Genomic DNA, 16907 nt, shown 5'->3' on the forward strand with positions numbered 1-16907 from the left:
CCTCTGTTTACCAGTTTATAAGGGATTCAGTGTTTGCATCTGTTTTTTGTCTGCTATTTGTGACCCTCGACATTGACAAATAGCCAATAACCAATAACTAATGACAAATGACCCATGACTAATGACCAATCACCATGAAATTACTCATTAGCAATGATGACGGAGTTTCTGCTTTAGGTATTCGTACCTTAGCCAACAGTTTAGCAGAGGCTGGTCATGATGTAACCGTAGTTTGCCCAGACCGAGAGCGATCGGCCACCGGTCATGGATTAACCTTACACCAACCGATTCGCGCCGAAATTGTCGAGTCAATTTTTCACCCAAATGTCAAAGCATGGGCTTGCGATGGTACGCCCTCAGACTGTGTGAAATTGGCGCTTTGGGCTTTATTAGAATCTCCCCCCGATTTAGTGCTGTCTGGAATTAATCAAGGCGCTAATTTAGGCACGGAAATTCTCTATTCCGGAACCGTGTCTGCCGCGATGGAAGGTATAATAGAAGGTCTTCCCAGTATAGCTTTCAGCCTTGCCAGTCATACATATAAAGACTATCAAGTTGCTGCTCGCTTTGCCCAAAATCTCGTAGCCCAACTGGCTGCCAAACCTCTGCCTGAGTTAATGTTACTGAATGTAAATATTCCCCCTGTGAAGTGGGAAGAAATTGCTGGCGTAGCAATTACACGGCAGGGAGTGCGGCGCTATGTTGATGTATTTGATAAGCGCGTCGATCCTCGTGGTAAAACCTACTACTGGTTAACCGGTGAAGTGCTTGAGGATGTCGAACCCCCAGAGGGTTTAAATTTGCCTCAACACATCCCCATTGATGTGCATGTTATCCGTAAAAATTACATTAGTATCACGCCATTACAATACAATCTCACCTACGCAACTGGCATTAACCAATTAGCAGATTGGGAATTTAAATTTACGTAATAACTTTGTCTTCTTTAGAAAAATTTGCAACTGAGGAGGTATTTAAATCTATTTTCCCGAAACTTAGGCTATAAAGTAGGAGCGCTCTCGATCCCATCGCTAAACTCAGTCCTAATAACTTAGGATTTTTGCTTAGTAATGTCTCACTCAAGCTGACAAAAATAGCCTGAAAAAGGGTATGCTGTTTTACCAAGAAATTCTCCTCTATTAAAATGGTAAGACCGCATAAACTGAAGAATAATCAGTAACAATTTGTTTTATCGATCGCCCGCTCAGTCCAGAAAGCAACACCCATGTCTAGGTTAGAACACCAATTTACCGTGCAATTTTGGGGCGTTCGCGGCAGCATCCCCAGTCCAGGGACACATACCGTGCGTTATGGCGGTAACACCCCTTGCGTCGCCATGCAAGTAGGTGGTAACCGCTTAATTTTCGATGGTGGCACCGGGCTACATGTTTTGGGACAATCTTTATTGTCACAAATGCCGTTAGAAGGTCATCTATTTTTCACCCACTCTCACTGGGATCACATGCAAGGATTTCCATTCTTTGCACCAGGGTTTGTCAAGGGCAACAGTTTTAAAATCTACGGCGCAATTGCTCCCGATGGTTCCACAATTGAACAGCGCCTGAATGACCAAATGCTGCACCCAAATTTTCCGGTGCCTTTGCAAATTATGCAGGCTAACTTGAACTTTTGTGACATTACACCGGGGCAACCAATACATATTAATGACATTACCGTAGAAACAGCACCACTCAATCACCCCGGTGAAGCGGTGGGATATCGCGTCAACTGGCTTGGCGGTGCTGCGGCTTACATTACTGATACAGAACATTTTCCCGATCGCCTGGATGAAAATGTCCTGTGGCTAGCCCGGAATGCCGATGTGCTGATTTATGATTCTACTTATACTGATGATGAGTATCATTCGCCCACATCACCGAGAATTGGCTGGGGACATTCCACTTGGCAAGAAGCGGTAAAAATTGCTAAAGCTGCTAAGGTGAAGACTCTGGTAATTTTCCACCACGACCCTGCCCATAACGATGATTTTTTAGATAAAATCGCCAAACAAGCGGTAGAGCAATTCCCCAATGCCATCATGGCCAAGGAAGGGTTAGTAGTCAATATTCCCGTTTCCGTGCCTTTATCAGAATCTTTATCAGTTAGCTAATTTTTTGTTTAAAGGTAGCAGTCGCATTGATTCGAGATTTTAGATTAGATTGTTGATCGGAAGCTCTCAGCAAGAGAGTGGCCTTTGAGGTAAACTGCGAAAACTGAAGAACTAGCTTTGCGAGTTCATCAGAGGAGCAAACAAGCCTGGAGAATAACTCTGTTGGGGCTTTTGCGAGTCAAACCTCGCCACAACCCAAAATGTCAGCCTCAAGCCAAAATGGCTATGGTATCGGGTGCTATGGACTGAGTAACGAGCGGTTAACCGTTGGCGACTTTCCTGAGAGTATGCTGTGGCTAAACAGTCAGTTATGTCATTCCTTGGCTGATGGCAAAAAATGTCATCTCGCCTGCGATCGCATTTTCTCCTCTAGGCGGTTACCCATCAGGTAGCTTGTGGCTGATAGCTAAATAAACCTAAAATCCCAGAATCAAGTGCTAAATTTGTCTCAAAATGGGTGTTCTGTGTGGGTTGCTTCTGCAACCGAAGAACTGTTAACGCCAACGGCTGTGGCTCTTGGCAAATTTGATGGCGTGCATCTTGGCCATCAAAGAGTAATTAAACCAGTTTTGCAGCGAGCAAACAAACAAGTTCCACCAAGGACTTTGGATGCAGAAGAGAGCAATGTACTCGAACTCTCACCCACAGACGCTACAAACCATATATACTCAACTGTTGTCACCTTTCATCCCCATCCCCAGGAGTTTTTTTCGGGACAACCCAGGGCGTTATTAACTCCCCTAGATGAAAAAGTTGCCCAATTGCGATCGCTCGGCATAGAACAGCTAGTACTATTACCCTTTGATAAAGAATTATCAGCTTTATCCCCCGAAGAATTTGTGGAAAAAATTCTCGTGCAAAAACTGCGATGTCAGCAGCTGAGTGTGGGACAAGATTTTTGTTTTGGCAAACAGCGTACCGGTACAGCCAGGGATTTACAACTACTCGCCGCAAAATATGATATCCCTGTCACCATAGTTACTCTAGAAAAATACGCAGGTAAGGCTGAATTACCACCAGAAAATCATTGTGTCGATTTTCTACCTACACCAGATTTACCAATTAGCACTTCCCTCATCCGCCAAACCTTAGAAAATGGCGATGTCAAAAATGCAAATCTGTTATTAGGCAGGCCTTACACTTTGTTTGGGCTGGTGATTCAAGGGCAACAATTGGGTAGAACCATTGGCTTTCCTACCGCGAATTTGCAACTCCCAAAAGATAAATTTTTACCCCGCTTTGGTGTTTACGCCGTGCGCGTTTTCCTCACAGAGCCAACAGCACAGACATCTATCCCCCTATTGGGAGTGATGAATATCGGTAATCGTCCCACCGTTGCAGGTATCAATACATCGGTAGAAGTCCATTTATTCGATTGGGCGGGAGACTTGTACGGTAAACAGTTAGCTGTGCAGCTGGTGGAATTTTTACGCCCCGAACAAAAATTTTCTTCCCTAGAAGCACTCAAAGCACAAATTCAACTCGATTGCAATATTGCGAAAGAAGTTTTGCTATTTCCATGATGAGTTGTGCCGCTTGGTTGGGAACAATAGGAGGGGCTAGGGGCTAGGGAAGGGGACAAGGGGGACAAGGAAGACAAGGAGGACAAGGGGGATATCAATTATTCATGCCCCATGCCCAATGCCCAATGCCCCATGCCCAATGCCCAATGCCCAATGCCCTATACCCAATCCTGGTGCATGAGAGAAAAAATTGACGCTTTAACACAAAACCTGTCTCGTACTATCGTTGGTAAAACTGAAGCAATACGTTTGGTGCTGGTTGCTCTTTTTGGCGGTGGTCATGCTTTATTAGAAGATGTTCCTGGTGTTGGTAAAACTCTGCTAGCTAAGTCTTTAGCGCGTTCTGTTGATGGTAAGTTTCAACGGCTACAATGTACCCCTGATTTATTGCCAACTGATGTTACAGGGACTAACATTTGGAACCCAAAAAGCGGCGAATTTAGCTTTCTTCCCGGGCCAATATTTGCTAATGTACTCTTAGCTGACGAAATCAACCGCGCTACACCTAGAACTCAGTCAGCGTTGTTAGAGGTAATGGAAGAACATCAGGTAACAGTTGATGGGGTTTCTCGTCCTGTACCTAAGCCGTTCTTTGTTATCGCTACCCAAAACCCCATTGAATATCAGGGAACTTTCCCGCTACCAGAAGCGCAGATGGATCGGTTTATGCTGTCCTTGAGTTTGGGCTATCCTTCTGAGGCAGAAGAACTGCAAATGCTGCAAAATTTGGCTGATAATATCAAAGCCGATGATTTGCAAGCTTGCATTACCTTGGACGAAGTGACGCAATTGCGACAACTCTGTGCGCAAGTGAGGGTAGAACCGACTTTACAGCAATACATCTTAGATTTGGTAAGGGCGACAAGGCAAGATGAGGAAATTTCCCTTGGTGTGAGTCCCCGTGGTACGGTGGCATTACAAAAAGCTACCCAAGCCCTCGCTTTTATTTTAGGGCGTGAATATGCCATTCCCGATGATGTCAAATTTCTCGTGCCCCATGTACTAGGCCATCGTTTAATTACAAGAGGCGGGCGCAGTTCTCGCACTGTAGTTGAGCGATTATTGCGATCGCAACCCATTCCCTAAATAAGGGGAGCATCCCAATTTTGACGCAATACCCTTCTAGGGTATTGCTATACCAACAAAGCCTGCCTTCGCAGGCTAAAAGTTTGATAGCCTGCGAAGGCAGGCTTCGTATTTCTAGCCTCACCCTTATAGGGTGAGGGCGTTTTTGCACATTTGGGATGCTCCCTAAATAAGTGCTTTCATCTTCTATTTAGCCCGCTCAGGCGGGTTTTGTTATTTTAAACACAATTATCTCTAAAATAGTTCGGTAAATACAGTCAACCGTCAACCGTCAACCGTCAACGAAAAAAATATTACCTTCACTATCTAATCTGGGAATCCTGAGTAGAGAGGAACATTCACCTGGAGGATATCTGCTGATGCGGAATTGCGCATCCAGCTATGAAGTTATGTATAAACAAATGCCCCTACGAGTAATTTTTGTTGTCTCTACACTACTCCAGGTGATGACTGCGGTAGGACTTACCGGATATTTCTCTTTTCGCAATGGACAAAGGGCTGTGAATGAAGTCGCCACCCAGTTGCGGGATGAGGTGACTGCAAGAGTTAAGGATCAATTGCAGGTTTATATCGAAACGCCTCATTTAATTAATCGCCTGAATGCTAATGCAATTGAGTTAGGGCAGTTAGATACACAAAATATTCAGTATAAACAGAAGTATTTTTGGCAGCAAATTCGGACTTTTTCGGTAATTACCTATAACTTTTATGGTAACGCTGATGGGGAATATTTAGGTGCTAGAAGGTTAGCCAATGGTGAGTTGCAGGTAATGCAACGCGATCGCACTACAGGACATAATCAGTATTTTGCTACCAATAATCAAGGCGATCGCACAAAAATGATCCAATCTCTACCTAATTTTGATGCGCGTCAACGTCCTTGGTATCAGGAAGCTGTGGCGGCTGGTAAACCAACTTGGAGTAAAATCTACCGCGATTTTAGTACGGGAGGATTAGCAATTACCGCCGCTCAACCTGTCTATGACAAGCAGGGGAAACTCAAGGGGGTACTGGGTAGCGAATTTATTTTTTACGAAGTAAATAGATTTTTGCAAAGTTTGAAGATTGGTAAATCTGGTCAAACTTTTATTATGGAGCGATCCGGGTTGTTGGTGGCGACATCTACCCCAGATGCAAGTAACCGCCAGAGTAAGAATCCGCCTACACAAAGAATTAAAGCTTCTGAAAGTCAAAATTATCTGATTCAGCAGAGTGCGAAACATTTAGAACAGAAATTTGGCGATTTTGCGCAAATTCACAACAGTCAACTCCTAGACTTTGAGATTCAGGGAGAACGTCAATTTCTCCAGGTGACACCATTAAAAGATAGTCGGGGATTGGATTGTTTAATTGCGGTGGTGATTCCCGAAGCGGATTTTATGGCGCGGATTCAGGAAAATACCAGACTCACAGTTATGTTGTGTCTGCTGTCGCTGATTATTGCAACGGTGTTGGGTTTGCAAACATCTCTGTGGATTGTTAAGCCAATTCAGCGCTTAAATCATGCAGCTAGGGATTTAGCTGATGGAAATTGGGAACAAAAGTTAGTAATTGAGGGTTCGTATGAAATTGGCGAACTGGCGGAATCTTTCACCAGCATGGCGCAACAGTTAAAGGAATTGTTTGCTACTTTAGAACAAAAAGTACGCGATCGCACTCAAGCATTAGCCAAGACAAATCAAGAACTGAAAAACCGTAATGCACTGATTCGCCAAATCTTTGGGCGCTACCTCAGTGATGAGATTGTCAGCAATTTACTAGAAACACCCCAAGGGCTAGAGTTAGGCGGTACGCGCAAAAAAATTACCATTCTCATTTCCGATTTACGTGGTTTTACGGCGACAGCCGAACGACTATCCCCAGAGGAAGTAATTAAGATTCTCAATTTTTACCTGGAATATATGGCGGATGTGATTACCCATTATGAAGGAACCATAGATGAATTCATGGGTGATGGGATTCTCACATTATTTGGTGCGCCGACTATGAGAGAAAATGATACAGAAAGAGCGATCGCCTGTGCAATCGCCATGCAACAAGCCATGATTCCCGTTAACCAACAAATGCAACTATGGGGTTTCCCTCCTCTGGAAATGGGGATTGGGATTCATACAGGTGAGGTTGTGGTTGGTAATATTGGTTCAGTCAAACGCACAAAATATGGTGTGGTGGGAAATCATATTAACCTCGCCTACCGCATTGAAGCTTGTAGCGTCGGCGGACAAATTATAATTTCCGAGGATGTGTTAGGGGAAGTACGGGAGATTGTCAAAGTAGATGGTAAGCAACAGGTGCAGATGAAAGGAGTCAAAGATCCGATTAATCTGTATGAAATTAGCGGGATTGCGGGAGAGCATAATTTATATCTCACCAAGTCTACAGAAGAATTCCACGAATTGCCTGAGCCGATTTTACTCCAGTACGTCACATTAGAAAGCAAACATGTAGGCGATCGCTTGTATGCGGGGGAAATTATTCAACTTTCCCATCGAGAAGCTTTGATTAAATACAACAGCGATGGGGGAGAATTACCGCCACCTTTGACAAATTTGAAGTTAATTTTGCTGAATAAGGATGTGTCGTCAGGGGTAGGGGAAGATTTTTATGCCAAGGTGTTAGAAAAACCTGCACCGGAGAATAGCTTTTATATTCACTTTACATCTTTGCCGCCATCTGTGCGGGCAATGCTGGATCGGTTTTATGATGTTCCTTGTTTGGATGGTTGAAATTTGGACGGGATTCATTACGATGGAGACGCGATGAATTCCGTCACACAGGGAGACGCGATGAATCGATTCAAGAAGAAGACGCGATGAATTCCGTCACACAGGGAGACGCGATGAATCGATTCAAGAAGAAGACGCGATGAATTCCGTCACACAGGGAGACGCGATGAATCGCGTCTCTACAAGGGGTTAATGGGGTTGTCGATGGCGATCGCGGTGCCAATTGATTGGGTTATTGATAATATATTGTCGAATATTATCTAGGGCGAATTGATCGCGAATTATTTCATCATGAAATCTTTCTTGCCATCCAAAACCTTGATAAATTTGATTAATTTCAAACGTACATCGTCCCTTATACCACCGCAAAATTTTAGAAACCGAATTTTTCGACAACATCGGATTAAACAACCCCGTCACCCCCCCTCTTGTAGAGACGCGATTCATCGCGTCTCCTTGCGAATTCATCAAATTCACCGCGTCCCCCTGTTTATCGCAATTCACCGCGTCCCCTCCTTCCTCAAAATCAACAGAACCTTGTGCTTGATTAATTATCAAAATGCCGTGAATATGATTAGGCATAACGCAAAACACATCTATATCACAATTAGAAAACTGATTAGGAATATCACCCCACAACCTCTGGACAACCTCTCCAACTGGCGATAACTGCATTTCCCCCTGCACAACCTCACCAAAAAAGTATTTTTTACCCTGCGTGCAAAGAGTCAGAAAATATGCACCATTGCTAGCATAATTCCATGCTGGTAACCTTGTTGAATCAACGCGATATTTACCTTTATATTTAGGTTTGTCGTTTTTCCATTCAGGCTCGTAATTATTCATGATTACATCTTTGATTGATGCAAAGAATTTATAATCATGTAATTATTGCTGCGCATTTATCTAATTGCCAACCCAAAAAATTCGGAATTATTTCCACAGAAACCAAAGCTATTAATTTTTGCAATCAAAAAAACGATCGCACTCTTGAAAATATCTGTTTCACTACAGGCGATCGCATATTACAGATTTGGGTAAAATCACAAAACATGGCGATCGTCTAAATCAGATGCACAAAGCTGGCGATTGATTGAGAAAATTTATAAAACGTGACAAATATAAGATGTGCTGATTGATGCTACAGGATGTCAAATTCTTGAGTTGAGAATTTGCTTCAGGCTAAATTAGGGCGATCGCAAGGTAAGATAACCCAAGTACTAGCCAAACAAGCAGGTAAACAAATATCAAAGCCTCATTAATGAACTTCTGAGCCTCATTAACGAGTATCAAAGACTGGTTAACGAGTATTAAAGACTGGTTAACGAGTATCAAAGACTCATTCACGAGTATCAAAGACTGATTAATGAGTATCAAAGACTCATTCACGAGTATCAAAGACTCATTCACGAGTATCAAAGACTGGTTAACGAGTATTAAAGACTCATTCACGAGTATCAAAGACTGATTAATGAGCTTCCAAGCCTCATTAATGAATATCAAAAACTGGTGGATAAGTCGTAGGGGCACGGCACCAGTAAAATTATTGTATGTACCAAAATATTTTTGATGCCGTGCCCCTACCGCGTGTCTATTTACCTGAAAATAGCTGTAACGCAAAATCGGCGATCGCACCCAGCACAATTGAGAGATGTAGGTTGGGTTGAGGGACGTAGACGCGGAGCGGCTTCCCGTAGGGTAACCCAACGCTGTAATACATTGTAGATGTTGGGTTTCACTTCGTTCTACCCAACCTACATTTATTCTTAACTTCGTTCCATTCGCAATGACAAATTACGAATTACGAATTACGAATTACGAATTATCAATTAACCCTTGCACTCTCGCTACAACTTGCCTAATTTCTTCAGCATCAGGCGATTGGATACGCTGTAATATCTCCAAAGCTGGCTGCAAATAATCTAGTGCTTGATTGTAATTACCCTGTTGTTCTGCTATATGTCCTAACCACCACAACGTCGCCGCGTTGCCTTGGACATCGCCGATTTGTTCCTTGAGCGCCAGGGATTGTTGAAAAAGAGCGATCGATTCGGTGATTTCCCCGCTATTGGCTTTGAGTACTCCCAAACAGTGCAACGTCGCCGCTTTGCCTTGGACATCGCTGATTTCTTCTTTGAGCGCTAGGGATTGTTGATATAGGGCGATTGCTGCGGTAATTTCGCCGCTATTGGCTTTGAGTACTCCCAGACAGTGCAACGTCGCCGCTTTGCCTTGGACATCGCCGATTTGTTCAAACAGCGCTAGGGATTGTTGATAAAGAGCGATCGCTGCGGTGATTTCGCTGCCATTGGCTTTGAGTATCGCCAGTTGGTGCAACGTCGCCGCTTTACCTTGGACATCGCCGATTTGTTCAAACAGCGCCAGGGATTGTTGATATAGGGCGATCGCTGCGGTGATTTCGCCGCTATTGGCTTTGAGTACTCCCAGACAGTGCAACGTCGCCGCTTTGCCTTGGACATCGCCGATTTGTTCAAATAGCGCCAGGGATTGTTGATATAGGGCGATCGCTGCGGTGATTTCGCCGCTATTGGCTTTGAGTCTCCCCAGTTCGTGCAACGTCGCCGCTTTGCCTTGGACATTGCCGATCTGTTCTGTGATAGCCAGGGATTTTTGATATAGAGTGATCGCTTCCGTGATTTCTCCGGTATCGGCTTTGAGCATTCCCAAATGGTGACTAATTGATGCTTGCTCTGGTTTGTCTTCTGGGTGACAAAGATTTAACGCTTGTTGATAATGCTTTAGTGCTTTATCAACTTCACCAACTTGGCTCTCACAATGCCCCATTTCGTTGAGAACGCGATAGTCTTCAGTAATTTCTAAAGTTGATTTACACAGTTGCAGTGCTTCTCTAAAACGGCTTTGATGCCACAAGCGATTTGCTAAAATGCTAGCTATGTCGGCAGCTTTTTTTTCTTCTTTCCCCAACAACCCCAGCCGATGAATTTCTAACCTTTGTTCCTCACTTGAAGTTTCCGCCTCTTCCCACCAAAGGCGATACAATACCTCAGCCGCTTGCTTATACAAACCCTCCCCATCTCCCGGTAACTGCACAGGCAAAATACGCGGCACTCGCAACGCTTCATCATGGCTGACTTCCAACAACCCCAACGCCACCGCCCGATTAATATAATCTTCCAAACTAGGGATATTCTCACAAACTGCGGCTAACACTTCCCTTGGTACTGGTAACTCAAACACCAAACCCCGTGACAACATCTCCCGCATAGTTTCATCCATCTGTTGCAGCAGCGCCTCAGCCAAAACTTGCTCTCGCAACTCCACCGGATCTGCTGCTAACCTCTGCAAAATTGCTGCTCGATCAACAGTTTGATTTTGCAGAATCTTATCCAACCATTCCAGCAAGCGGGGATTCCCATCCGCCAATTTCTGCGCTTGTAACTTCAATGCCTCATCAACCTGAGATTTCTCACCAAAAGCAGTGAGGCGATTAAACTTTTTTCGCAAATCTGCGCCTTGCAGTGCATCCAACGGCTGCTTGTAGAAATACTGCAACTGGCTAAATTCAAAATCGTAACGGCAAGTAATAATGATGCGGTGGGATGTGGAATTTTCTCTAATCGCCCAAACCAAAGCTTTCAACACCTCGGCTGCTTCCGCTTGCAGCACATAACCCTCATTGCGGGGTGCTAAATTTACCTCAAAGTCATCCAGCACCAACAAAAACGACTTTCCACTCTCATGCAACTGCTGCAAAACTCGCCGCAGCCGAAATTTCAATTCTTCATCGTAATTTTGTAAGCTTTTACGTTGTTCGTTATCATCCAACTTTTCCGCCAACCGACTCACTAAATTACCTTCATCAATTCTTCCCACCCACACAACACGCTCAAAATTCAGCAGTCTGTCGCACAGCCTAGCTGCTAAACTACTTTTACCCAAACCGCCCATCCCATGAATCAACACCCCAATTTCATCGGGAGATTGTGTCAGCACCCTTAAACAATTTTGCAACTGACGGCGACGACCAACAAAACTTTCTCGCGTCGGGACTTTCACCTTACCCACCGGATCTAAAAACTGGGTAGTCACAGAAGGCGCTGGTGCAGGTTTTCGTCCGCGAGTCCGCAAGGGTGTGACTAATGCACCGGGTAAATCACCTGCTGCATACAGCCGCAACAAATGCCAATCCCGCGCTTTATTCTTAATTAACGCTTGGTAAGTACTAGCAACAGCCTCAACAATTTGCTTCCCCGCCGCTAATTCCTGATACAATGCAGCCGCCGCAGCCGTCGCTTCTGGATCTAATACCTTTTGTCCCCAACCCAAAACCGCCTTCGCACCAGCTTGCAGCAATTCTTCCGCCATTGAAGGTACATCACCGCCATTACCAGCTTGCCCAGTGCGACAACCAGAGAGGAAAATCAGCTTAGGCAATCGAAATTGTAATTCTTGGGCGATATCTGCTGCACTGGCATAGTAAGCTTCACCTGTGAAGGTTTCAGTTACAAAGCGGGGTTGCCCATCTTGTAAAGTAGCATGACCAGTCAGGTGTAAAACATCAAAATAATCCCTGTCGTAACTCTTAACTAAATAACCCAACTCGGACAAACAGCCGCTTTCTTCCACAGTCAAGGCTAAAGGTTGTCGCGCCGTCGCTACTAAAATCCGCCCTTCCTCGGCTTCAAAATCCAGCACAGGTGCGACATTCAACGGCGAAGTCGCCATAAATAAAACTTGCAGCGCCCGGTTTTCTGGTTCCCCTGCAATAGTCAATTTTTTTACCTTGCTATCCGACACCCACCGCACCGGCACAACAGCCGGGACACGTTGCACCAAAAAGCTAGTACCATCATGCAAAACTTCCCAAGGTAAATGTTGTAGAGACGCGATTAATCGCGTCTTTAAAAATCGCGTCTCTACAAGTTCGGTGTTTATAGCCAATACAACCCCATCCCGCCGATGCTTATCTATTAAGGATTGCAGATTGCGATCGCTCCCATCCAACCAGTTATACAACCGCCGCCCAGTTACCGCATAATCTTCTGGTAAGGACGAAACATAATAATCTCGCTCCGCCAAATCAATCAAATCAGCGATTTCTGAAAGGGGGAGCGATCGCTTTTCATACTGATTTGGATTATCAACAAAATACCGTAACTCTACGTAATCACCCGCAATATGCTTCAGTTCGAGGTGGAGAATTTGCACATTCCGAATCCCAACAATCCAGTATTATCCCCAAGTTTATCACCCCCAATCCCGTCCCATAATTGTAGAGACGCGATTCATCGCGTCTTGAGCCATCGCGTCTTTACAATTCATTCCGCCTTTACGATTCCAAAATTTGCCTAATCTCTTCCAATGTCGGATTCTTCAACAACAACCGCCTACCATTGCGCCCGACAATCAACACCTTTTCAATTCTTTTACCAGACTGTTTCGCTTGATACTCCTGATACCACTTGCGGATTTGTTCAGCAATTGCGATCGTACCGCCAACAATCCCCACAATAGTCGCCACCGTTGCGATTACAGTTTCTCGCGTCGGTTCTTCCTCATTTACCGTATAGTTACCAGATATACCAGGAATCGCCAATAACTCCTCCGTAGCTGCGATCGCATCTTCACCCTCAATCGATACTAGAATATCCGCCATAAATTTACCTACAAATATCTCCAAGCTGATTGTAAATAATCAATCCCGTAGTGAGGACTTCAATCCTCAAGAAAAAGGCTAAACTCCTCACCGCACAAAACAAAAGACTGTCAACTCCCAAATTACGAATTACGAATTACGAATTATCTACAGTCCATTACCAATTAAAATAAATGGTGCCCAATAATAAGGATGAGAATAATTCGTCAAATTTCTCCCCGGTTTTGTCGATGAACCTGGTACTGGTTCCACATTAATCGCACCCCTATCACCACTTGAATTTGCACTATTATTCCCACGTAACAAACTCAATTGTGCTTCACGTAAAGCTTGGGCTTTTGTTGGTTGATTATCCTTAGCTAAATTTGCATAAAATTGCTGCATTAACAAACTAGTACTAGCATCATCTACCAACCATAAAGAAGCCATTACCGCCTTAGCGCGACGGTTGAGAAAATAAAAGCTAACTCCCGGAATTTCAATCCCATCTTTTGCAGTTTCTCCTAGCGCAGTCTCACAAGCTGAAAGTACTACTAAATGCACATCGCTTAAATCTTCTAAATTATCAATTTGGGGAATTGGTAATTTCTCTCCTGTTCCTAATACCAAATAAGAATCATCTTGTCTTCCTGGAACAAACACACCATGAGTAGCGATATGCAAAATATTATGTCCCTTGAGATTATCTCGCAAAGTCCGATAATCAAATTCCTTATTCAGGTATTTTTTCCCTGGATAAATCCCATTTTTATCGCTGGGTGTTTGGCGAATAATGGTGTCTAATTCGGTGGGGACATTAGGTAAAGGATTAAACCCTGGTACGGCGTTAGATAAACCTAAGCCCAAAACTTTAGTATTTGCACTTCCCGCAGGTAGGCGCGATTCGGTATCTGTTAACCCCGCAGATAACACTGTAGAAATATTATAGTTTTCAATCAGATATTGTTGACCATCATATAAAGCACCTATGGGAATATAACGCGCAGCCCTATCTAAAGAAAATACCAGATTTTGAATTTTATTGGCTTTTAATTCTGGTTCTACAGGTTTAATTAACCAATCGTAAAGTTGTTTTCCTGTGGCTTTTAATTCTTGAATATCAGAACTGGGATTTTGTAATAATCTGCGGAATTTATTCACTGTCTCCCGAATTTTTGGCTCGCTTACAGGAACTTCGACACTTTTAACTACACCACCTTTAGATACCCACCAAATCCAAGTTTTATCCTCAACTACAAAGACATTAATTAAAACTGTACTTTCTTGCGATTCGACAATTTTCTTACCCACACTGCGTAAGTCTTGCGCATCTAAAGTACCTCTGTCTTTAGCAAGGCGATCGCGGACATTTTTCTCTAAGTTTTGAATCCTCTGATTAAATTCGGAAATCAAAGCATCTCTTTCATCAGCTAATTTAGCTTTCTCTGGACAATTGGTTTTTTGACATTCATCAAACTTTTGCCCAAAAGCAATCAAACTGCCATAATTTTTAATAATCTTCGCTTCCGTAGGAGTTTGTGCAATTGGCTTAGGAGTAGTGCTAGGTTTGCGATTGGCAAATTCGCTTAATTCTTGTACCTTTAATAATTCTAACACTTGACCAGCTTCTAAACTCCGCCCTTGGGACATCAATAAATTGGCATATTCCCGATAGATATCAGTAATGCTAGTTCTATCAGCATCTTGAATTGCTTGTAGCAGCGATGATTGTAATTCTCGTGATAAACCGCGATTTTTTTCGCGTACCTTTTCAATATCGTTAATTGCTTTTTGATAATAAGTTATCGCCGTAGTTGGTTGATTTAATTCTCGATATGTGCGGGCTAAACCTGCATATAATACAGCCCGATTACCAGAATAATTTAGTTGATCGGCTAAAGCCGCAGCTTGATTATAAGTATCAATTGCTTGTTGATATTGTTTAGTCCGTCGATAAAATCCCCCTAAAAATACTAATATCTGTGATTCCGTTTTGACTTCTTTATTATCCCTAACTACTTGCAAGCTTTTTTGCAAGTAATCAATAGCTTTTTGATTATCATTTAAACCACCATGTCCTATACCTATAAACAGATTATTCAGCATTTCTAATTGCTGTTTATAGTAAGGAATCTTGATTTTTGGTATGAGATTTAAACCTTCTTGAGCAAAAGCAATAGTTTTTTGATAGTCGCTTTTCACAAAATTATTGATGCTCAAAAACAACAGAGATATTCCTTCAATTTCTGGGATATTTTTTAACTTTCGTGCTGTACTTAATGCTTCTTGTGCTAATTGATTAGATTTTTGATAATCTCCTAAATTTATATAAGTAACAGCTAATGTTAATAAAGGTTGAGCAATTGCCGAAGGCTCTTTAGTTTTTTTAGCTATTTCTAAACTAGCAGAAGCAAATTCTATACTTTTTTGATACTCTTCTACAGAGTCATAAATGTAAGCAATTCGATTTAAAGCTTCTGATTCTAGTTGGAGATTTTTCAGTTGTTTGGCAATTTTTAAAGCTTGTTGCGCGAAAGCTAAACTTTTTTCATTTTCTGCATCAGATACAGCTAAGGAACTAGAAGCACTCGCCAGAGTGAGTAAAATATTAGCCTCCATTTCGGCATTTTTGAGTTCTCGCGCAATTGGTAATGCTTCTTGAGCAAAAGTCAAAGATTTTGCATATTCTCCAGAAATGTCATAAGCTTTACTCAATAAAAATGCACTAGTTAATTGAAAGTTTTTCTTAAAGTAATCCGGTGATTGTTTAGTCTTACCTTCCTGAGAAATCTCGGCTATGAATTTCCAGTCATTATCCTGAAGTTTTTGCGTAATTTCTCTAAATTGTTGTCCTAAAACAATAACTTTCGGATAATCTGCGATCGCCTCATAGGAATTTAACAGTTCTCCCATGACTAAAACTTGAAAAATCGTCTGTAATAGCTCTGGTGACATCCCTTTAAAATTTTCACCGACTAAACTGACAAACAAGTCTAATTCGACTGCTTCTAGTTTAGTTTGCTGAAATATTTCTAATGCTTGTTGACCTGCGGTAATAGCTTGAGGATATTTTTTTTGCTGATTATTAGCTGAGAGTTCACCGAATAACAGAAATCCCACGAAATATTTTGATAATCCGGGAAAGTCAGTAAATAATTGTTGTGTATATTCTTCAACTTTTTTACTATCACCCTTAGCTGTATAAGCTTCTATCAACTGGGGTAAAACCTTAAATTGTAACTCACGGCTTTTCATCTCTTGCGCAATCTGCAAACTCTGCTGTAAGAAACCCAATGCTTTATCGGGTTGCTTGATGGTGTTATGTACAGTACCTAAATTCAGCAGATTTTCCGCCTCTAAATTTCTGTTTTTAATTTCTCGTGCAATTACTAAACTCTGCTGATATAATTCAATAGCTTTAGGATGATTTTTCTTATTAACATAAACAGTTCCTAAATTCTTGAGAGTTTCCCCTTCTCCCCCAGGGTTTTTAATTTGTTGATAAATTTTTAATGCTTGTTCTAAAGACTTGATTGCAGCATCAAACTGATTAGCTTTTAATTGAGTAATTCCTTGCTGTAATAATTTATCGGCTTGGGTTTGACGGTTTTGATTAGTTTGGGTAGTTGTATTTTGAGCTAAAGTATCCTGAGACACAAAGCGGTTACTTGCTGCTGATGCGACGGGACAAGTTAAAGAAAATATTAAAGTAAACAGAGTGAGGGACTGAAAATGGTATGACATAACATTCCTCAAATAGCAGTAATCAAATAGCTCAATCATCTATATCTCCCATACAGGGTGAACATATGCAAAACTTTCCACGTCCCAGAATCTAGTGATGA

The 16907-nt window shown here is 42.5% G+C and carries 12 protein-coding genes; 7 read left to right on the forward strand and 5 right to left on the reverse strand.

Going from position 1 to position 16907, the window contains the following annotated elements; all coding sequences use genetic code 11:
* The first annotated feature begins 134 nt into the window (after positions 1-134).
* The 6 genes from surE (at position 135) to H6G08_RS22055 (ending at position 7445) form a co-directional block, all read left to right on the forward strand.
* A complete protein-coding gene (surE, locus tag H6G08_RS22025) occupies positions 135-932 on the forward strand; it encodes a 5'/3'-nucleotidase SurE (protein ID WP_190546768.1) in 798 nt (265 codons plus the stop codon).
* A gap of 293 nt (positions 933-1225) precedes the next feature.
* Positions 1226-2110 (forward strand): MBL fold metallo-hydrolase, encoded by an 885-nt coding sequence (locus tag H6G08_RS22030; RefSeq protein ID WP_190546770.1) that lies wholly within the window; start codon positions 1226-1228, stop codon positions 2108-2110.
* Positions 2111-2310: 200 nt separating this feature from the next.
* Positions 2311-2502, forward strand: a complete 192-nt coding sequence (locus H6G08_RS22035; RefSeq protein WP_190546772.1) for a hypothetical protein — start codon at positions 2311-2313, stop codon at positions 2500-2502.
* Positions 2503-2544: 42 nt separating this feature from the next.
* A complete protein-coding gene (locus tag H6G08_RS22040) occupies positions 2545-3633 on the forward strand; it encodes a bifunctional riboflavin kinase/FAD synthetase (protein WP_190546774.1) in 1089 nt (362 codons plus the stop codon).
* Between the two features lie 177 nt (positions 3634-3810).
* Positions 3811-4719, forward strand: a complete 909-nt coding sequence (locus H6G08_RS22050; RefSeq protein ID WP_190546849.1) for an AAA family ATPase — start codon at positions 3811-3813, stop codon at positions 4717-4719.
* A 359-nt stretch (positions 4720-5078) separates the two neighbouring features.
* Positions 5079-7445, forward strand: a complete 2367-nt coding sequence (locus H6G08_RS22055) for an adenylate/guanylate cyclase domain-containing protein (RefSeq protein ID WP_199322690.1) — start codon at positions 5079-5081, stop codon at positions 7443-7445.
* A 189-nt stretch (positions 7446-7634) separates the two neighbouring features.
* Here H6G08_RS22055 and H6G08_RS22060 read toward each other — a convergent pair whose 3' ends face one another.
* Entirely contained in the window at positions 7635-8291 is a 657-nt protein-coding gene (locus H6G08_RS22060) for a transposase (RefSeq protein WP_190546776.1), read from the reverse strand.
* A gap of 17 nt (positions 8292-8308) precedes the next feature.
* On the opposite strand from H6G08_RS22060, the gene H6G08_RS22065 reads away from it, so the two are divergent.
* Complete coding sequence (locus H6G08_RS22065) at positions 8309-8512, forward strand: hypothetical protein (RefSeq protein WP_190546778.1); 204 nt, start codon at positions 8309-8311, stop codon at positions 8510-8512.
* Between the two features lie 524 nt (positions 8513-9036).
* Here H6G08_RS22065 and H6G08_RS38255 read toward each other — a convergent pair.
* The 4 genes from H6G08_RS38255 to H6G08_RS22080 all read right to left on the reverse strand — a co-directional run bounded on the left by H6G08_RS38255 (position 9037) and on the right by H6G08_RS22080 (position 16806).
* On the reverse strand, positions 9037-9165 hold the full coding sequence (locus tag H6G08_RS38255) for a hypothetical protein (RefSeq protein ID WP_277877849.1): 129 nt from the start codon (positions 9163-9165) through the stop codon (positions 9037-9039).
* 95 nt (positions 9166-9260) lie between these two features.
* Positions 9261-12635, reverse strand: a complete 3375-nt coding sequence (locus tag H6G08_RS22070) for a tetratricopeptide repeat protein (RefSeq protein WP_190546780.1) — start codon at positions 12633-12635, stop codon at positions 9261-9263.
* A gap of 121 nt (positions 12636-12756) precedes the next feature.
* Entirely contained in the window at positions 12757-13083 is a 327-nt protein-coding gene (locus tag H6G08_RS22075; RefSeq protein WP_190546782.1) for a hypothetical protein, read from the reverse strand.
* 147 nt (positions 13084-13230) lie between these two features.
* Positions 13231-16806 (reverse strand): CHAT domain-containing protein, encoded by a 3576-nt coding sequence (locus H6G08_RS22080; protein WP_190546783.1) that lies wholly within the window; start codon positions 16804-16806, stop codon positions 13231-13233.
* Positions 16807-16907: the final 101 nt, after the last annotated feature.

Source organism: Calothrix anomala FACHB-343 (genome assembly GCF_014696435.1).
GTDB classification, from domain to species: domain Bacteria; phylum Cyanobacteriota; class Cyanobacteriia; order Cyanobacteriales; family Nostocaceae; genus Aulosira; species Aulosira anomala_A.